Here is a 19,665-nt window from a genome sequence, read left to right on the forward strand (position 1 = left end):
CGGGAGGTGCCTGTCACCTCGAAAAGCGGAAGCGCCTTGCAAGCCCCGACCAGCATAAGACGAAACTCGAAGGAAATCCTGATTTCCGTAGAGTTTTGGCTTATGACTTCGAGGGGCTAGGCGCTGGAGCTGGACAACGCCCGAATCCTGTCGAATTATATGTGGAGGTGCACGAAGAATGAATGTGTTGGTGATTGGACGAGGCGGCAGGGAGCATGCAATCTGCCATAAGCTAAGTGAAAGTCCCCGCCTAACGAAGCTTTACTGTGCCCCGGGAAACGCCGGAATTGGTGAAACAGCGGAACTGGTGGATATCAATGAAATGGATCAGGAATCGCTCCTTCGTTTTGCAAAGGAAAAGAACATCGGTTTGACGATTGTGGGGCCTGAAAACCCATTGATGGCAGGCGTTGTAGATGCTTTTGAAGCAGAAGGACTCGCGATTTTCGGACCTAGAAAAGCGGCTGCTGTTATTGAAGGGAGCAAATCCTTTGCTAAAGACCTGATGAAAAAATATCAGATCCCTACAGCAGCATACGGCACTTTCGAAAACTATGAAGATGCAAAGTCTTTCCTTCAGCAAATGGGTGCCCCCATCGTTTTAAAGGCGGACGGACTCGCTGCTGGTAAAGGCGTCGTTGTAGCGCAGACAATGGAAGAGGCGCTGGCGGCATTGAAAGATATGATGATTGATGACCGGTATGGAGATGCTTCAGCAAAAGTGGTGATTGAAGAGTTTCTTGAAGGAGAGGAATTCTCTTATATGGCTTTTGTCAACGGAGAAAAAGTCTATCCGATGGCCATTGCGCAGGACCATAAGCGTGCATTCGATGATGACCAGGGCCCCAACACCGGCGGAATGGGTGCTTATTCACCTGTTCCACACATTCCGGCATCTGCCGTTGAAAAGGCGTTGCATGAAATTCTCAAACCGTCTGCAAGTGCAATGGTGCAGGAAGGGAAAAGCTTCTGTGGAATTTTATATGCAGGCTTGATTCTGACAGCGGACGGCCCGAAGGTCATTGAGTTTAACGCCCGTTTTGGGGACCCTGAAACACAGGTTGTGCTTCCGAGGCTTGATTCTGATTTAATCGAGGTGATCCAAGCGGTCCTTAAAGGTGCGGATTTTGATCTGCAATGGAGCAATGAGGCAGCAGTTGGTGTTGTTTTTGCTTCACAAGGGTATCCCGGTGATTATAGCAAAGACAAAGAACTACCTGATTTAAACGCAATCAGCAAGGAGTCTATTGTGTATCATGCAGGGACGAAGCAAAAAGAAGGCAAGCTCGTCTCGGATGGCGGCCGTGTCCTTCTCGTCGCTTCAATGGCGCAGACAATCGATCAAGCCATCCATCAAGTATATGGAGAAATGAAGAAACTTCACTCTTCACATTTCTTCTATAGAACGGATATCGGGAAGAAGGCTATCGAACGCGCCGTCCTCTGACCCTTTTAATATACACATAAGAAATGGCGACAATTCCGCCGATCAGAGCAATCAATACAAATGACATATCAGTCAGATATTCCATGAACATTAGGATCCATTCCTTTCCAATAATTTCTCATAAAAAAGTATGGCGGCCATCCATTACAGGGGCCGCCATTTTCCTTCAATATCAATGGTTCGGCTGCCCGCCATTTCCATTTTTAGAAACAGATTCATCCACTTTTTTCTCAAAGGACTTGACGACCGCTTCCACTTCCGGACTGAATTCATCCTGAGACTGGCCTTGTTTGCTTGAGCGGGAAACTTTTGGAGCATCCTCGCCAAGTTCATTTTGGAATGATTTCATGACGGCATCCAATCCTGGCCCCATGGAAGAGCCTGCGCTTCCACCTGCATGAGAACTCTCATGCTTCTGGTTTTGCTGCTGGCCGTCATGACCTTGGGAACGATAGCCTGCATCCTTGCCTTCGCCTTTTCCCATGAATGATCCCATGCTGCCATTTTCAAACAGGGCAGTGATTGGGCAGTAGCGCAAGATTCCTTCGCCAACTTTCATTGCTCCAAGCATAGCTAGCAGCAGGTAGGAATTTTTCCATGGGCGGCGAGTAAGCTTAGCTGTTGAGAAAGCTACGACAGTCAACCCGATTGTGATTCTGATCAATGCGTTGGCAATACCGATATTTTGTTTTAAGTTCATTGAAAGCACTCCTTCACAGAATTTTTAAAAATTTTATTTCGACTCTTTAGTGCGTTAAATAGAAAAATATGTTAGGATAATATCCAATAGTAAAAACAAAGGACATAAAACATCTCCTTAGGGAGGATTGATCAAATGAACGGACAGCGATATCGATGGAAAAACAAACAAATCAGAGACCACGTAGCCGTGCTGAACGGAGATAAATCACCTACACTCCTTTTGAAAAATGCGCGCTATTTGCATTCCGTACTAAAGAAATGGCTGACGGGGAACATTTGGGTGTATGAGGACCGAATTGTCTACGTCGGGGAGAACTTACCGGAAACAATGAACGGCTGTGAAATCGTCGATTGTGCCGGCAGTACCTTAGTGCCCGGCTATATTGAACCTCATGTACATCCATTTCAATTATATAATCCCCAAAGTTTTACCCAGTATGCATCCCAAACAGGAACGACGACCTTTATAAATGACAATCTCATGCTTGTTTTATTGGGAGGAAAATTGAAAGCGTTTTCTTTGTTGGATGAGTTAAAGAAACTGCCGGTGACTATGTATTGGTGGTGCCGGTTCGATTCCCAGACAGAACTGCTTGATGAAGAAGCCGTGTTTTCCAATGGAGAAGTGAGAGCGTGGATGGAGCGTGATGACGTTGTGCAGGGCGGGGAGCTGACCGCATGGCCGAGGCTTCTTGCGGGAGACGATTTAATGCTTCATTGGATCCAGGAAATGAAAAAGCTCAACAAGAAGATTGAAGGGCATTTCCCGGGGGCGTCTGAGAAGACATTGGCCAAAATGACTTTGCTGGGGGCAGACTGCGATCACGAAGCCATGACTGGAAAAGAAGTGCTGTCCCGCTTGATGCAGGGGATGATGGTTTCCTTGAGGCATTCATCCATCAGGCCGGATCTGCCGGTTCTTTTAAAAGAAATGAAGGAGATGGGCATCGATCAATATGAGTCCATGATGTTCAACACAGATGGATCGACTCCGGGCTTTTATGAAGATGGCGTTTTGGACAACACGATCAAAATGGCGATCGCATCGGGAATTCCTCCTGTTGACGCCTATCAGATGGCATCCTATAACGTTGCGAAATACTACCATTTTGAACATTTGCATGGAATGATCGCAGCTGGAAGGATAGCCAACATCAATTTTCTGGAAGATGAATTCAATCCGCTTCCGCATTCCATTTTATCCAAAGGGACATGGATTAAAAGAGATGGCCGCGAAGTGATGCGGGATGATGCAAGCATCAATTGGGAAGAGCACGGCCTTTCCCCGATGAAAATCGATTGGGATTTAGAAATGGAAGACCTTCAATTCTCCATGCCGTTCGGGATCGAAATGATTAACGATGTCATCACGAAGCCGTATTCGGTCACATTGGATGCGTCTGGAGAATCACTCCCGATGGATCATGATGAAAGCTTCCTCATGCTACTTGACCGAAATGGAAAGTGGAGGATCAACACATTGGTCAAAGGCTTTGCCAATCGAGTGAGCGGCTTTGCATCGTCATTCTCCAACACGGGGGACATCCTGTTAATCGGCAAAAATAAAAAAGACATGATGCTTGCCTTCAATAGAATGAAAGAACTCGGAGGGGCAATTGTCTTGGCGGAAGAAGATCAAATCGTACATGAGGTTCCTTTGAAACTGGCGGGCGCAATGTCCGACAAGCGAATGGAAGAGTTAATAGAAGAAGAAAAAGGGCTGAAAAGGGAGTTGAAAGAGAGAGGCTACCGATTTGGGGACCCCGTTTATTCATTGCTTTTCTTTTCTTCCACCCATCTTCCTTATTTGCGGATCACACAAAAAGGCATGTATGATGTCATGAAGAAAACTGTATTGTTTCCAACGATAATGCGTTAAAATAGTAAATGGTTAAAGGATATCCGATCTAGATGTCGAATGTGAAAGGAAAAGGGGTATAGGGGGAAAAAGAGAAATGTGGAAAAAAGTGTTGTGTTTGGCGGCTGCCGCTGCCATCTCTCTTTCCGGCTGCAGCAGTAAATCAGAGCCTACGGCAAGCAAGAAACCGCAGACGGTCGATCAAAATAAAGAGAACCAAAGCGATCAAGGAAAGAGCGGACAGAAAGAAGAATATGCGTACCACTTTCCATTGACGGGGATCGGGACAAATGAAGAGCCTGGCAAACGTGCCGTGGCAGTGATGATCAATAATTTTCCTGCTGCACGTCCTCAATCAGGACTTCAAAAAGCGGATGTGACCTATGAACTTCTCGCTGAAGGAGATATCACGAGGTTCCTATCCATTTTCCAAAGCGAAATTCCAAAGAAAGTCGGTCCTGTCAGAAGTGCAAGGGATTATTTCATTGAACTGGCCAAGGGGTATGACAGTCTGTATATCGCCCATGGCTACAGCCCTGAGGCTAGACAGATGCTCTCGTCGGGGTATATCGATAATATTAATGGAATTCAGTACGATGGAACACTGTTTAAGCGGGCAAGTTTCAGGAAAGCACCGCATAACTCTTACATTACATTTGCCAATATTGAAAAGGGTGCCGACAAGCTTGGCTATGACATGGATCAGCTTCCTGACCCGCTGCCATTCATGACGAAGAAGGAAGCAGATAAGCTGACTGGCGACCCTGCAAAAGAGGTCATGATCACTTATTCCCACGGGAATGCCTTTCATGTCATGTATGAATACGACGAGGCAAAGAAGAAATATATGCGCTATTCAGATGGAGAGCTGACGGCAGATCTTGATACAAAAGAGCCGGTTCAGCTGGATAATATTTTTATTGTGGAAACGGACCATAAGGTAGTTGACAATAAGGGCCGCCGTGATATTAACTTAACTTCGGGAGGAAATGCTTATCTGCTTCAGAAGGGCATGGTCAAAAAAGTCCAATGGCAAAACGTCGATGGACGTATACTCCCATATGAAAACGGAGAACCACTGAAATTTGTTCAAGGGAAGACGTGGATCAATTTTGTCCCGACCTCACCAGGAATGGACAATATGGTATCGTTTAAGAATGAATAGATTTAACTAAAGGAGACATAGATTATGCAAATCGAAAAACTGAGAGGCAAGGAACTGGATCAGTTATTCAATGCGGTTCTTTCTCTTAAAAATCTCGAAGAATGCTATCTGTTTTTTGATGATCTTGCTACAGTGAACGAGATTCAATCGCTGGCACAGCGTCTTGAAGTGGCAAGGATGCTGAGAGAAGGAAAGACTTATCATAAGATTGAAACAGAAACGGGTGCAAGCACAGCGACAATTTCCAGAGTGAAGCGCTGTCTGAACTACGGAAACGATGCCTACTTGATGGTATTGGACCGTTTGAATGAAGAAGAAGAAACTGAAGAGTAATGAATTGCCGCGGCCATCCGCGGTTTTTTCTTTTTTAGGCTTTATAAAAATGTTAACTTCGAAATAAGTTAATCGACGTCCAGCTCCAGCGCCTAGCCCCTCGAGGTCATAAGCCGTCCCTCTACGGAAATCAGGATTTCCTTCGAGTTCCGTCTTATGCAGGTCGGGGCTGACCAAGGCGCTTGCGCTTTTGTTCATTGGTTAAAAAAGGCCATGGGGAAATTGTTTTTTGCTCCCTATGAGTAATGCTATAATGGTGAAATGGAATGTTGAATGGGAGGATTTGAGGATGTACGATGTTCGGGATTGGAGACATGCGTTTAAGCTGGATCCTAATAAAGAAATTACCGACGAAGCACTGGATTTGATTTGCGAATCTGGAACAGATGCTGTCATTATCGGCGGAACAGACGGCGTCACATTAGAGAATGTACTTGACCTGATGGCAAGGATCAGAAGATATACAGTCCCTTGCATACTTGAGGTTTCAAATATTGAGTCGATCACACCGGGTTTCGACCTTTATTTCATTCCAACGGTCTTAAACAGCAATGACGTAAAATGGGTGTCCGGCATCCACCACGAGGCTGTTAAAGAATACGGGGAATTGATGAACTGGGATGAAATCCTTGTGGAAGGATACTGCATCCTGAATAAAGACTGTAAAGCGGCGCAGACAACCGGGGCAAACACAGAGATTTCAGCAGAAGATGTCGCTGCCTATGCCATGATGGCTGAAAAAATGTTCCATATGCCGATCTTTTATCTCGAATACAGCGGGGCTTACGGTGATCCGACTCTTGTGAAGCATGTTAAGGAATATTTAGAAGAAACCACGCTCTTTTACGGAGGCGGAATCCAAACAGCAGAACAGGCAGAAGAGATGGGCCATTCGGCAGATGTCGTCATTGTCGGGAATGCCCTCTATGAAAATTTAGCAGAAGCATTAAAAACAGTGAAAGCTGTGAAAAAGAACAAGTAAAATGTTTGAAAATAGAGTATAATAAGAACAAATGTTCGAGGCGGTGAAGATGAATGCAATTTTTAACAGATAGGATTCTTCAAGGATTGAATCCACAGCAGCTTGAAGCAGTAAAGGCTACAGACGGCCCGTTATTGATCATGGCCGGAGCGGGAAGCGGAAAGACACGGGTGCTGACCCAGCGGATTGCATACTTGATGGTGGAAAAAGGGGTCAATCCTTACAATATTTTAGCCATTACCTTTACGAATAAAGCAGCCCGTGAAATGAGGGAGCGGATCGGTAAAGTGATGGGCGGAGCGGCAGAAGAGGTTTGGATCTCCACATTCCACTCCATGTGCGTGAGGATCCTGCGCAGGGATATCGATAGAATCGGCTTTAACCGCAATTTTACGATCCTCGACTCTACGGATCAGCTGTCGGTTATTAAATCCATTCTTAAAGACAAAAACATCGATCCGAAGAAGTTCGACCCGCGCACCATCTTAGGGAGCATCAGTTCCGCTAAAAATGAACTGATCACACCGGAGGAATTCTCCAAGCAGGCTGGCAGCTATTATGAAAATGTGGTCCATGATGTATATGAGGAATATCAAAAGAGGCTGCGGAAGAACCAGGCCCTGGATTTTGATGACCTGATCATGATGACCATCCAGCTCTTCCAGCGGGTGCCGGAAGTACTTGAGTATTATCAGCGGAAATTCCAGTATATCCATGTCGATGAGTATCAGGATACGAACAGGGCTCAATACATGCTCGTCAAGCAGCTTGCTGCACGATTCCAGAACCTGTGCGTCGTCGGGGATTCCGATCAATCCATTTATCGATGGAGGGGCGCGGATATTGCCAACATCCTTTCATTTGAAAAGGACTACCCGCGTGCCAATGTCATCATGCTCGAGCAGAACTATCGTTCAACAAAGAAAATTCTGCTGGCAGCGAATGAAGTCATTAAAAACAATTCCAACCGCAAAGCGAAAAATCTTTGGACAGAAAATACCGATGGACAGAAAATCACCTATTACCGGGCAGACAGCGAACAGGCAGAAGCTCAATTCGTCACTGGTAAAATTCAGGAGCTTTCGAGGAAAGAGAACCGCAAGCTATCTGATTTTGCAATTCTTTACAGGACCAATGCACAATCACGTGTAATGGAGGAAGTCCTTTTAAAATCAAACATTGAGTACTCGATCGTCGGAGGAATCAAGTTCTACGACCGCAAAGAAATCAAAGATATCCTTGCGTACCTGCGCTTGATTTCCAATCCCGATGACGATATCAGTCTGCAAAGGGTCATCAATGTACCGAAGCGCGGAGTAGGATCGACTTCAATCGATAAAATCTCCCGTTTTGCTCAAATGAATGGCATCTCTATGTACCAGGCCCTTCAGGAAATCGACCACATCGGGCTCAGTCCGAAAATCACAAAGGCATGCGCCGAATTCAGGGACCTGATCAGAAACTATACAGCGATGCAGGAATATCTCTCTGTCACTGAACTGGTGGAAGAAGTCCTTGAGAAATCAGGCTACAGGGAAATGCTGAAAGTAGAAAAGACAATCGAAGCGCAAAGCCGTTTGGAAAATATCGACGAGTTCCTTTCTGTTACAAAGTCTTTCGAAGACGGAAGTGAGGATAAGAGCCTCGTCGCTTTTCTGACTGACCTTGCCCTTGTTGCGGATATCGACCGTTTAGATGAAGATGATCAGGTAAAAGACTCTGTAGTGCTAATGACGCTCCATTCAGCAAAAGGCCTTGAATTCCCGGTCGTTTTCCTGCTCGGTCTCGAAGAAGGGGTCTTCCCTCACAGCAGATCATTGATGGAAGAAGAGGAAATGGAAGAAGAGAGGCGCTTGGCATATGTGGGGATCACCCGTGCAGAAGAGCAGCTTTTCATCACAAATGCACAGATGCGGACATTGTTCGGACGGACAAGCATGAATCCTGTTTCCCGATTCATTGGTGAAATCCCTGAGGACCTGATTGAGGATATGGCAGCTGAAGCAAAGCAGCAGCAGCGCAAATCATCACCGTTTGGCGGCGGCGGATTTTCCGGAGGGACCCAAAACCGCATGGCAGCCAGGAAGCCTGTTTCACGCCCTGTCCCGAATACAACTGGAGCCAATGAAGTCGGCTGGAAAGTTGGAGACAAAGCGGAGCATAAAAAATGGGGAGTCGGCACAGTCGTCAGCGTAAAAGGCGAGGGAGAAGGCGTTGAACTTGATATCGCATTCCCAAGTCCAATCGGCGTCAAACGACTGCTGGCTAAATTTGCTCCTGTTGAGAAAAAATAATTCGTAAATCAGTATATTTTTTATTCCATTCAGACTGACTGATGGGTTATTCCATCAGTCTTGAGAGAGGATGTTAGCATGGACCGTTCAACTGCTGAAAAGCGAGTGAAAGAACTTCATAATCTGCTGAATCAATATAATTATGAATACCACGTTCTGGATAAACCTTCCGTGCCTGATGCGGAGTATGATCGATTATTAAAAGAGCTATTGGAGATTGAAGAAGCATTTCCGGATTTGAAAACCCCGGACTCTCCTTCCCAGCGTGTTGGAGGGGCCGTGCTGGACTTTTTCCAAAAGGTCGAACATCGCAGTCCGATGCTCAGCCTTGGGAATGCCTTTAATGAAGAAGATCTGCGGGATTTTGACCGCAAAGTGAGACAGGCTGCAGGAGAAGAATTTTCCTATGTCTGTGAATTGAAAATTGACGGACTTGCTGTCTCGCTTCGCTATGAAGATGGTTTATTTGTTCAAGGTGCTACACGCGGCGACGGAACGATCGGAGAGGACATCACCGTCAACCTGAAAACGATAAAATCCATTCCCCTCAGACTGAACGAGCCTGTTTCGATTGAAGTCAGAGGTGAGGCGTTTATGCCGAAGAAATCCTTTGAGAAGCTAAATGAAGCGAAGCATGAAAACGGCGAGGAGCCATTTGCAAATCCGAGGAATGCCGCAGCGGGGTCGTTGAGGCAGCTCGATCCGAGGATTGCCGCATCACGGAATCTGGACATTTTCCTATACGGAATTGCCGATCCCGGCGAGACTGGTGTCGAGTCTCATAGCGAAGGATTGGACTTGCTTGAAAAATTGGGATTCAAGACCAATAAAGAGCGCAGGAAATGTCCAACAATCGAGGAAGTGCTGCAGTTCGTTGATGGATGGGTGGAAAAGCGTCCATCTCTTCCATATGAGATTGACGGGATTGTCATCAAGGTCGATTCACTTGATCAACAGCAGGAGTTGGGCACCACGGCCAAAAGCCCTCGCTGGGCGATAGCTTATAAGTTCCCTGCTGAAGAAGTAGTGACAAAGCTTATTGATATTGAACTTAATGTTGGACGGACAGGTGTCATCACTCCAACGGCCATCCTTGAACCGGTAAAGGTAGCCGGTACGACTGTTCAAAGGGCATCCCTTCACAATGAAGACCTCATCAGGGAAAAAGACATCAAGATCGGCGATTCTGTTGTCGTGAAAAAAGCTGGGGACATCATCCCGGAAGTTGTCAATGTCCTCGCTGAACAGCGGACAGGGGATGAAGTGGAGTTCTCCATGCCTACCCACTGTCCTGAATGTGAAAGCGAGCTTGTCCGTCTTGAAGGAGAAGTTGCGCTGCGATGCATCAACCCTAAATGCCCGGCTCAAATACGGGAGGGCTTCATCCATTTTGTCTCAAGGAATGCCATGAACATTGACGGCCTTGGAGAGAAAGTGGTTTCTCAGCTCTTTCAAGAGAATTTAATCCACGATGTGGCCGATCTTTATAAATTGACCAAGGAAGACCTTCTTGGCATGGAGCGGATGGGGGAGAAGTCTGCTTCCAATCTCTTAAAAGCCATCGAAGATTCCAAAGCAAATTCTCTGGAAAAGCTTCTGTTTGGACTCGGCATCCGGCATGTTGGTGCAAAAGCCGCAAAGACATTGGCTCAAGCCTTTGATACAATGGACAAGTTGGCGGCTTCAACCATCGATGAACTGACTGCCATTAACGAAATCGGCCAGAAAATGGCTGATGCAGTGGTTGCCTATTTTGATAACGAAGAAGTCCAGGTCCTGCTTAATGAACTCAAAGAAGCAGGAGTCAACATGGAATATAAGGGTCCTAAGCCTGTTGCGGCTGCTGAATCAGATTCCGTTCTTGCAGGAAAGACAGTCGTATTGACTGGGAAACTCGAAAAAATGACGAGAAACGAAGCGAAAGAAAAGATCGAATTGCTCGGCGGCAAGGTTACAGGCAGCGTCAGTAAGAAGACCGACCTGCTAATTGCAGGCGAAGAGGCAGGTTCAAAGCTCTCCAAAGCGGAGGAGCTTGGAATCGAAGTGTGGGATGAGGAGAAAATGCTTCAAGAACTCAACCGATAAGATAAAGAGGTGGCAATTAAAGCATGAAAAAATGGTTGGCGGTAGCTTTAGCTGCTGTGTTGTTGTTGACAGGATGTGCACCGAAATTCGAAAAGAATAAAGAAGTAGTTCAAAAAACGGATGATAAAACGGAAAAAGCGTTCATCCCGAACTACCAGATCTCCAATAAATACTACCGCACCATTCTTCCTTTCAAGCCAAGCAAGACGAGGGGAATGGTCGTGGCCAATCTTAACTCAAGATATGATATCAAGGAATTTGAAACGGGACTGATGAGGATTGCCAAAAGCGAATACTCGCCGGAAAAATACCTCTTTCAGGAAGGACAGATCCTTGATAAAAAAACAGTCAGTCTTTGGCTGAACCGAAAATATACGGCGAAGCAGCTAAAAGATGAAGGACTTGAAGCCTCCGATAATATCGGATTGAATCCTTTGGATGACGAAAAAGGCTCCATTGATGACCGGAATAAAAAGAATCCGATCTACTTGGCACACGTTCTTGAACAGGATTATTTAGTGAAGACCGATAAAGACACTGTTAAACTGGGCGGGGTCATGATTGGCCTTGCGCTGAATTCTGTCCATTATTATCAAAAAGAGAAATATGGCGCCACGTATGAACGCAAAATCCCTCATAAGGAACTGAAGGCAGAAGGCGAGAAAATCGCTGCTGAAGTGGCGAGAAGGCTAAGGGGGATGAGTGAACTCAAAGGCATCCCGGTTACAATCGCTTTGTTCGAACAAGAAAGCAAGAGTTCAGTTGTACCGGGGAACTTCTTTGAATATGCGACCGTCGATGCCAACAGCTCCTCTCTTAATGCCTGGGAGCCTGTTAAGGAAAAGTATTACTTATTCCCTGACACGACTTCTGAGAAGGACCATCGTGATGACTGGACGTTCTTTATGAATTTCAAGCAGGATGTCGAAAAGTACTTCTCAAGCAACGGTGTCATCGGCCGCGGCTTCTACAAGGATGACCAGCTGACAGATCTCCGGATTGAAATCCCTATCCAATTCTACGGAGAGGCTGAAGCGATTGGCTTCACTCAATATGTCGCTGGGTTGATCATGGACAACTTCCCTGACTATATTTCGATTGAAGTCAATATCACTTCCGTCAACGGTCCTGAGGCATTGATTGAGAAAAAGCCAAAGGAAAAAGAACCATACGTTCATATCTATAAATAACACCTAAAAGCCGAAGCACATTTTGTGTTTCGGTTTTTTATATTCAAGATCCAGTATTTTCTATTCTCAAAATTTGAAGTAGAAAAATGATTCGTGATAGAATGATAGATGTTGTAAACGTTTTATTTTTAGGAGGCGAAATCATGATTCCATACAAACACGAACCATTTACTGATTTTTCAAATGAAGAGAATCAAAAAGCCTATGAAGCGGGACTGAAGACAGTCGAGGGCTATTTAGGCCAGGACTATCCGCTTGTCATCGGCGGAGAGCGCATCACGACAGACGACAAGATCGTCTCCATCAACCCAGCCAATAAAGAAGAATTGATTGGACGCGTGTCCAAAGCCAATAAAGATCTAGCAGAAAAAGCAATGAACACCGCTTATGAAACATTCCAGACATGGCGCAAATTCAAGCCGGAATCCCGTGCGGACATCCTGTTCCGTGCCGCAGCGATCATCCGCCGCCGCAAGCACGAATTCTCCGCGCTTTTGACAAAAGAAGCAGGAAAGCCTTGGAACGAAGCAGATGCTGATACAGCGGAAGCGATTGACTTCCTGGAGTTCTATGCACGCCAGATGCTTCAAATCAAAGACGGCGTGAAAGTGGAAAGCCGTCCGGGCGAATTCAACCGCTACGGCTACATTCCATTGGGCGTGGGCATCGTCATCTCCCCTTGGAACTTCCCATTCGCGATCATGGCTGGTACAACAGTTGCGGCCATCGTGACAGGAAACACCGTTCTCTTGAAGCCGGCATCTACGACTCCTGTCGTGGCAGCGAAATTCGTTGAAGTCATGGAAGAAGCAGGACTTCCGAAAGGCGTCTTGAACTATGTACCGGGAAGCGGTGCGGAAGTGGGCGACTATTTGGTTGACCATCCGAAGACACGCTTCATCTCCTTCACAGGATCCCGCGACGTCGGTGTCCGCATCTATGAGCGCGCATCCAAAGTGAACGAAGGCCAAATCTGGCTGAAGCGCGTCATCGCGGAAATGGGCGGAAAAGATACGATCGTTGTCGACAGCGATTCCGATCTTGAATTGGCAGCGAAGTCCATCGTGGCTTCTGCATTCGGATTCTCCGGCCAAAAATGTTCGGCATGTTCTCGCGCGATCGTCTTGGAAGACGTCTACGATACGGTTCTTGACCGCGTCGTTGAATTGACGAAGGAATTGACAGTCGGCAACCCGGTTGACCGCTCCAACTTCATGGGGCCTGTCATCGACCAGGCGGCGTTTGACAAGATCATGAGCTACGTGGAAATCGGCAAAGAAGAAGGCCGTTTGATGGCAGGCGGAGAAGGCGACAACTCCACTGGCTTCTTCGTACAGCCAACGATCTTTGCAGACTTGAAGCGCGAAGACCGTCTGATGAAAGAAGAGATCTTCGGACCGGTTGTGGCGTTTGCCAAAGCAAAGGACTTCACAGAAGCGATCGAAATCGCCAACGATACCGACTACGGTTTGACAGGTGCTGTCATCACGAACAACCGTGCACACATCGACCAGGCGAAGGAAGACTTCCACGTCGGCAACCTTTACTTCAACCGCGGATGTACAGGCGCGATTGTCGGCTACCAGCCGTTCGGCGGATTCAACATGTCCGGAACCGACTCCAAAGCGGGCGGCCCAGACTACCTAATGCTTCATATGCAAGCGAAAACTACATCAGAAATGTTATAAGATAGAAAAGCGGAAGTGCCTTGAAAGCAGCGACATGCATAAGACGGAACTCGAAGGAAATCCTGATTTCCGTAGAGTAATGGCTAATGACACCGAGCAGCTAGGCGCTGAAGCTAGCCAGATAGAAATGAAAAAGAGCCCCTGTTTTCTGACAGGGGCTCTTATAGTTTCGCCGTAAGCTATATAATCAATATTATTTAGTTTCCTCTTCAAGCACTTCTTCCATTTCTTCAAATGTTTCATGAACAGCTTTTTTCGGACGGCTCGTAATCAAACTTACTACGATTACAGCAATCAAGCTGAGGATGAAGCCTGGAATCATTTCGTACATGAATTCGCTCAATCCATCGATGCTGATCCAAATGATGACAGTAACGGCACCGACGATCATCCCTGCAAGTGCACCCCACTTGGTCATGCGCTTCCAGTACAAGCTCAATAGGATTGCCGGACCAAATGCGGATCCGAATCCTGCCCAAGCATTACCGACGAGGCCAAGGATGGTGTCGTTTGGTGTAAGGGATAATAGGATACCTACAATGGCAACAAGCAAAACAGCAAGTCGACCGATAGTAACGAGTTCCTTATCAGAAGCATTCCTGCGTAAAAATGCTTTATAGAAGTCTTCTGTCAACGCACTGGACGTAACGAGCAATTGGGAAGAAATTGTGCTCATGATTGCCGCCAGGATGGCTGCTAATAAGAATCCAGTGATATATGGGTTGAACAGCACTTGCGAGAAGTAGATGAAGATTGTTTCCGGATCATCCAATGAAAGACCATTCACTGAGATGTAAGCAATACCGACCAAACCTGTCAGTAATGCACCGATGATAGAAATAATCATCCAGCTCATAGCAATGCGTCGTGCCGGCTTTAATTCTTTAATAGAAGAAATGGCCATAAAGCGAACGATGATGTGAGGCTGACCGAAGTAGCCCAATCCCCATGCAAGGAATGATAGAATTCCAATAATGGACGTTCCTTTAAAGATATCTAATAGAGTTGGATCAATATTTCTAACTTCATCAAAAACAGGTGTTGTTCCACCTAAATCAGTAAATGCAACGATCGGCACCATGACCAATGCGATAAACATGATGACACCTTGTGCAAAGTCCGTCAAACTAACCGCAAGGAAACCGCCGAACAAAGTGTAGCAGATAACGACAGCTGCCGTAACGAATAGCCCTACACGGTAATCAAGACCAAATGCAGATTCAAATAAAGTTCCTCCTGATACTAATCCAGCTGAAGTATACAGCGTAAAGAAAATAATGATTACGATTGCGGAGAAGAACCGTAGAATCCTTGTTTTATCCATAAAACGATTTTCGAAGTAATCGGGGATAGTAATAGAGTCATTTGCTACCACCGTATACGTTCTGAGGCGTGGAGCCAAAATGAGGTAGTTCAGATACGCACCGATGGCTAAACCGACTGCAATCCAGGCGCTTGAAAGACCGTCTGCGTACATGGCCCCAGGCAATCCCATGAGCATCCATCCACTCATATCAGACGCCCCAGCTGATAAAGCTGTAACAGCAGGACCCAGTCCACGTCCGCCTAACATGTATTCCGATAAGTTGCCTGTCGATTTCTTATAAGCATAGAAACCGATCAGGAGCATACCGACGAAGTATATTCCTAATGATACTAACGTTCCTGTTTCCACTATATCTCTCCTTTGAGTAAATTTTTTTTAGAGCTCACGAACGACGAACCGAAAGCTCTAGCCTACGGTTCAATAACCTAACAAATATATTCCCTTTGTTCAAGGAATCGAAACAATTGCAACAATATACGGAAGAGCGTTCAACCCAGTTGACATAAGGGATAGACAAGGGTTGAAAAGAAATTAAAGTAAAACTATTCAGAATTAAATGTCAAATATATTACAAGCTTTTTTCAATGGAAATCCGCTAGACAATCATTCGGTTTTCACCCCAATAATTTCTCCCGTCTTTTAATTTTTTATACAAAAAAAGCACCCTCTAAAAGGCGCCATATCGATATAAAAAGTGATTAAATTTTTGGATCGAAAACAGGTATTAAATCAGGCATGAATTTCTCAGGGGAGAAATGTTCTCCTTCCATTACAAACGCTGTCATTCCGCTTTCAGAACCTGATTCATGTTCTTCGCCGGTTTCCCAGAATACAGCAGTACCTGCTGACACAGGAACTGGATCTTCCCCTCGCAGTTTTACCCACCTGAGCCATCTGCCACTAAAAATAGCTGCGGGCATGTGGCAGGATGCATTCCAAGAACGCTGTCTGCACTGAAATGCATACAGCCGATCTGGGAAGGTGTACTTGATTTCACAACTGGACTGATCCCAACGCTGCGGCTGTTAAATGCAGTGATGGAACGTTTCACTTCCTCGTCGAATCGATAAAATTTCATCAAAATATCCCCCATTTCCTTCATTATTATTTTTTACTTTTACGGGAAGAATGTCCATATGAAACTTGTAAAAATATTCAATTTTAGTGCAGGCTTCATTTTCCATCATCTTTGCAAGGAAATAACTAGCTCAAACCTGTGAGACAGACGGGGTTCGTGGTACAATAATACTTATGTATTGAAATGCCGATTCAAGTTGCTTGTCATGATTGAAGTTTGATATTATCAATATTATTGTGTTTGTTCGACTATTTTCGGAGGTGAATGAAATGTCCAGAATTTCAAAAGAAGAGGTCAAGCACGTTGCTCACCTTGCCCGTCTGGAATTTTCAGAACAGGAAGTTGAAAAATTTGCCCATCAGCTTGACGCTATCATTGGATTTGCGGAACAGCTTAATGAGTTGGATACAGCTAATGTGAAGCCTACTTCACATGTATTGGATATGAAAAATGTACTGCGCGAAGACAAATCCGTCAAAGGACTGCCGCGTGAAGAAGTATTGAAAAATGCACCAGATCATCAAGATGGACAAGTTCGTGTTCCGACCATCTTGGAATAGGAGGGAATTCAATGTCATTATTTGATCATAAAGTATCAGAGCTTCATGAACTTTTACATAAAAAAGAAATCACTGTAACAGATCTTGTAGATGAATCATATAAGCGCATCGGTGCCGTTGAGGATCAAGTAAAAGCTTTCTTGACCCTTAATGAGGAGTCTGCACGCCAAAAAGCAAAAGAACTCGATGCCAAACTCGGAACGGATGAATCCAAAGGACTTCTGTTCGGAATGCCGATCGGAATCAAGGATAACATCGTTACAAAGAATCTGCGCACAACCAGCGGAAGCAAAATCCTCGAAAACTTCGATCCTATTTATGATGCGACTGTCATGAACAAGCTGCATAGTGCTGAAACAGTGACGATCGGAAAATTGAACATGGATGAGTTCGCTATGGGATCTTCCACTGAAAACTCCGGTTTCCAAAAGACCCGCAATCCATGGAACCTTGAAACTGTTCCTGGTGGATCTTCCGGCGGTTCCGCAGCATCTGTTGCTGCAGGGGAAGTATTATTCTCCCTTGGATCAGATACTGGCGGCTCCATCCGCCAGCCTGCAGCATTCTGCGGTGTGGTAGGGTTGAAGCCTACCTATGGACGCGTTTCCCGTTTCGGACTAGTGGCATTTGCTTCTTCATTGGATCAAATCGGCCCGATCACACGTACAGTTGAAGATAATGCCTACCTTTTACAAGCCATTTCAGGACTTGATGAAAACGACTCTACTTCAGCAAATGTAGACGTACCGAATTTTGCAGAAGCTTTGACTGGAGATGTCAAAGGGCTTCGCATCGCCGTCCCTAAAGAATACCTAGGCGAAGGTGTCAGCGAAGAAACAAAGCAATCTGTGATGAGTGCGCTGAAAGTCCTTGAAGGATTAGGCGCTACATGGGAAGAAGTTTCCCTGCCTCATTCAAAATATGGTGTGGCTACTTACTACCTGCTAGCATCTTCTGAAGCATCGTCCAACTTGGCCCGCTTCGACGGCGTACGCTACGGCTACCGTTCTCCAAATGCGGAAAACCTTGTCGACCTGTACAAGAAGACGCGTTCTGAAGGATTCGGTGATGAAGTGAAGCGCCGCATCATGCTTGGAACATTTGCGTTAAGCTCAGGCTATTATGATGCCTATTATATTAAAGCTCAGCAGGCGCGTACGCTGATCAAAAAGGACTTTGAAGATGTCTTTGAAAACTATGATGTCATCATTGGGCCTACAACTCCGACGCCTGCGTTCAAGATCGGCGAAAAAATCGACGATCCATTGACAATGTATGCAAACGATATCCTGACAATCCCTGTCAACCTTGCTGGTGTACCGGGCATCTCAGTTCCTGCAGGATTTGCATCAAACGGACTGCCGCTAGGTCTGCAAATCATCGGAAAGCACTTTGATGAGAGTACGGTTTATCGTGTTGCACATGCCTTTGAACAGGCTACAGACTTCCATAAACAAAAACCAGGACTGTAAGGGGGGGTATAGGAATGAACTTTGAAACGATCATTGGACTTGAGGTCCATGTAGAACTAAAAACAGATTCCAAAATATTTTCACCGGCACCTGCTCATTTCGGGGCGGAGCCAAATACAAATACAAACGTCATCGACCTTGGCTACCCGGGCGTCCTGCCAGTATTAAATAAAAGAGCAGTCGAGTTCGGTATGAAAGCCGCAATGGCGCTGAACTGCCAGATCGCAACGGATACAAAATTCGACCGTAAAAACTATTTCTATCCAGACAATCCAAAAGCGTATCAAATCTCCCAATTTGATAAACCGATCGGTGAGCATGGATGGATCGAAATCGAGGTCGACGGAAAGAAAAAACGAATCGGCATCACTCGCCTTCATCTAGAAGAAGATGCTGGGAAATTGACTCACTCAGGCAACGGTTATTCCCTTGTGGACTATAATCGTCAAGGAACTCCTTTGATTGAGATCGTTTCCGAGCCGGATATCCGTACGCCTGAAGAAGCGTATGCTTATCTTGAAAAGCTGAAATCCATCATTCAATACACAGGTGTTTCCGACTGTAAGATGGAAGAAGGCTCATTGCGCTGCGATGCGAATATTTCCCTTCGTCCAATCGGTCAGGAAAAATTCGGCACGAAAGCAGAATTGAAAAACTTGAACTCCTTCAACTTTGTCCGCAAAGGATTGGAATTCGAAGAGAAGCGCCAGGAAAAAGTGCTTCTTTCAGGCGGTCTTATCGAGCAGGAAACAAGACGCTTTGATGAATCCACTGGCCAAACCATCCTCATGCGTGTAAAAGAAGGATCCGACGACTACCGCTACTTCCCGGAACCGGATTTAGTGGCACTTCATATCGATGACGAGTGGAAAGAGCGTGTCCGTGCAGAAATCCCTGAGCTTCCGGATCAGCGAAGAAAACGCTACATTGAAGACATGGGCCTCCCTGCATACGATGCAATGGTATTGACCCTTACGAAAGAAATGTCCGATTTCTTCGAAGAGACCGTTGCAGCCGGTGCAGATACGAAGCTTGCTTCCAACTGGCTGATGGGTGAAGTATCTGCCTACCTGAATTCCGAGCAAAAGGATTTGGAAGATACGGCATTGACTCCTCAAGGATTGGCAGGCATGATCAAATTGATCGAAGCCGGAACGATTTCTTCCAAAATTGCGAAGAAAGTATTCAAAGAACTGATTGAAAACGGCGGCGACGCAGAGAAAATCGTCAAAGAAAAAGGCCTTGTGCAGATTTCTGACGAAGGCGCACTTCTTAAAATCGTAACGGAGATCCTGGACGCCAACGAGCAGTCCATCGAGGATTTCAAAAACGGTAAAGACCGCGCCCTTGGCTTCCTAGTCGGGCAAATCATGAAAGCGACCAAAGGACAGGCGAACCCACCGATGGTCAATAAATTATTGATTGAAGAAATGAACAAAAGATAAACCTAAAGTTTGATGATTGAAAAGCTGGCTGCGGCCAGC

16 protein-coding genes and 1 pseudogene are annotated in these 19,665 nt (G+C 45.7%); 12 read left to right on the forward strand and 5 right to left on the reverse strand.

Features of this window, described 5'->3' with window-relative positions; translation table 11 throughout:
* Positions 1-178: 178 nt before the first annotated feature.
* Positions 179-1,447 (forward strand): phosphoribosylamine--glycine ligase, encoded by a 1,269-nt coding sequence (gene purD, locus ABTV07_RS02050; protein ID WP_433746839.1) that lies wholly within the window; start codon positions 179-181, stop codon positions 1,445-1,447.
* On the opposite strand, the gene ABTV07_RS02055 is transcribed toward purD, so the two are convergent.
* Positions 1,425-1,538, reverse strand: a complete 114-nt coding sequence (locus ABTV07_RS02055) for an EYxxD motif small membrane protein (protein WP_433746842.1) — start codon at positions 1,536-1,538, stop codon at positions 1,425-1,427. The genes purD and ABTV07_RS02055 overlap by 23 nt on opposite strands.
* A 411-nt stretch (positions 1,539-1,949) precedes the next feature.
* Positions 1,950-2,147, reverse strand: a pseudogene (locus ABTV07_RS02060) (YgaP family membrane protein); the annotation flags it as partial.
* A gap of 135 nt (positions 2,148-2,282) precedes the next feature.
* Here ABTV07_RS02060 and ABTV07_RS02065 point away from each other — a divergent pair.
* The 8 genes from ABTV07_RS02065 (at position 2,283) to pruA (ending at position 13,744) form a co-directional block, all read left to right on the forward strand.
* The gene (locus tag ABTV07_RS02065; RefSeq protein WP_433746845.1) at positions 2,283-4,028 is read left to right on the forward strand and encodes an adenine deaminase C-terminal domain-containing protein; all 1,746 of its coding nucleotides are present in this window, start codon (positions 2,283-2,285) and stop codon (positions 4,026-4,028) included.
* Between the two features lie 76 nt (positions 4,029-4,104).
* The gene (locus tag ABTV07_RS02070) at positions 4,105-5,172 is read left to right on the forward strand and encodes a DUF3048 domain-containing protein (protein WP_433746848.1); all 1,068 of its coding nucleotides are present in this window, start codon (positions 4,105-4,107) and stop codon (positions 5,170-5,172) included.
* 24 nt (positions 5,173-5,196) lie between these two features.
* On the forward strand, positions 5,197-5,505 hold the full coding sequence (locus ABTV07_RS02075) for a YerC/YecD family TrpR-related protein (protein WP_433746851.1): 309 nt from the start codon (positions 5,197-5,199) through the stop codon (positions 5,503-5,505).
* Between the two features lie 289 nt (positions 5,506-5,794).
* Complete coding sequence (locus tag ABTV07_RS02080) at positions 5,795-6,487, forward strand: heptaprenylglyceryl phosphate synthase (RefSeq protein ID WP_433746853.1); 693 nt, start codon at positions 5,795-5,797, stop codon at positions 6,485-6,487.
* A 53-nt stretch (positions 6,488-6,540) separates the two neighbouring features.
* Entirely contained in the window at positions 6,541-8,781 is a 2,241-nt protein-coding gene (gene pcrA / locus ABTV07_RS02085) for a DNA helicase PcrA (RefSeq protein WP_433746856.1), read from the forward strand.
* A 78-nt stretch (positions 8,782-8,859) separates the two neighbouring features.
* Positions 8,860-10,866 carry an NAD-dependent DNA ligase LigA gene (gene ligA, locus ABTV07_RS02090; protein WP_433746858.1) on the forward strand — a complete coding sequence of 669 codons (2,007 nt, stop codon included), beginning with the start codon at positions 8,860-8,862 and terminating at the stop codon, positions 10,864-10,866.
* Between the two features lie 23 nt (positions 10,867-10,889).
* Positions 10,890-12,056, forward strand: coding sequence for a CamS family sex pheromone protein (locus ABTV07_RS02095; RefSeq protein WP_433746861.1), 1,167 nt, complete (start codon positions 10,890-10,892; stop codon positions 12,054-12,056).
* Between the two features lie 140 nt (positions 12,057-12,196).
* Positions 12,197-13,744, forward strand: a complete 1,548-nt coding sequence (pruA, locus tag ABTV07_RS02100) for an L-glutamate gamma-semialdehyde dehydrogenase (RefSeq protein WP_433751044.1) — start codon at positions 12,197-12,199, stop codon at positions 13,742-13,744.
* Positions 13,745-13,937: 193 nt separating this feature from the next.
* On the opposite strand, the gene putP is transcribed toward pruA, so the two are convergent.
* The 3 genes from putP to ABTV07_RS02115 all read right to left on the reverse strand — a co-directional run bounded on the left by putP (position 13,938) and on the right by ABTV07_RS02115 (position 16,149).
* Entirely contained in the window at positions 13,938-15,374 is a 1,437-nt protein-coding gene (putP, locus tag ABTV07_RS02105) for a sodium/proline symporter PutP (protein WP_433751047.1), read from the reverse strand.
* A 395-nt stretch (positions 15,375-15,769) separates the two neighbouring features.
* On the reverse strand, positions 15,770-15,922 hold the full coding sequence (locus tag ABTV07_RS02110; RefSeq protein ID WP_433746864.1) for a hypothetical protein: 153 nt from the start codon (positions 15,920-15,922) through the stop codon (positions 15,770-15,772).
* A gap of 26 nt (positions 15,923-15,948) precedes the next feature.
* Entirely contained in the window at positions 15,949-16,149 is a 201-nt protein-coding gene (locus ABTV07_RS02115; protein WP_433746867.1) for a hypothetical protein, read from the reverse strand.
* A gap of 269 nt (positions 16,150-16,418) precedes the next feature.
* On the opposite strand from ABTV07_RS02115, the gene gatC reads away from it, so the two are divergent.
* From gatC to gatB, 3 genes are read left to right on the forward strand one after another with little or no spacing between them, the layout of a single operon-like run.
* Positions 16,419-16,709 (forward strand): Asp-tRNA(Asn)/Glu-tRNA(Gln) amidotransferase subunit GatC, encoded by a 291-nt coding sequence (gatC, locus tag ABTV07_RS02120; protein WP_433746870.1) that lies wholly within the window; start codon positions 16,419-16,421, stop codon positions 16,707-16,709.
* 11 nt (positions 16,710-16,720) lie between these two features.
* Positions 16,721-18,181, forward strand: a complete 1,461-nt coding sequence (gene gatA / locus ABTV07_RS02125) for an Asp-tRNA(Asn)/Glu-tRNA(Gln) amidotransferase subunit GatA (protein ID WP_433746873.1) — start codon at positions 16,721-16,723, stop codon at positions 18,179-18,181.
* Between the two features lie 14 nt (positions 18,182-18,195).
* A complete protein-coding gene (gatB, locus tag ABTV07_RS02130; protein ID WP_433746876.1) occupies positions 18,196-19,626 on the forward strand; it encodes an Asp-tRNA(Asn)/Glu-tRNA(Gln) amidotransferase subunit GatB in 1,431 nt (476 codons plus the stop codon).
* The last annotated feature ends 39 nt before the right edge of the window (positions 19,627-19,665 follow it).

Source organism: Falsibacillus pallidus (assembly GCF_050990905.1).
Taxonomy (GTDB): domain Bacteria; phylum Bacillota; class Bacilli; order Bacillales; family DSM-25281; genus Falsibacillus; species Falsibacillus pallidus_A.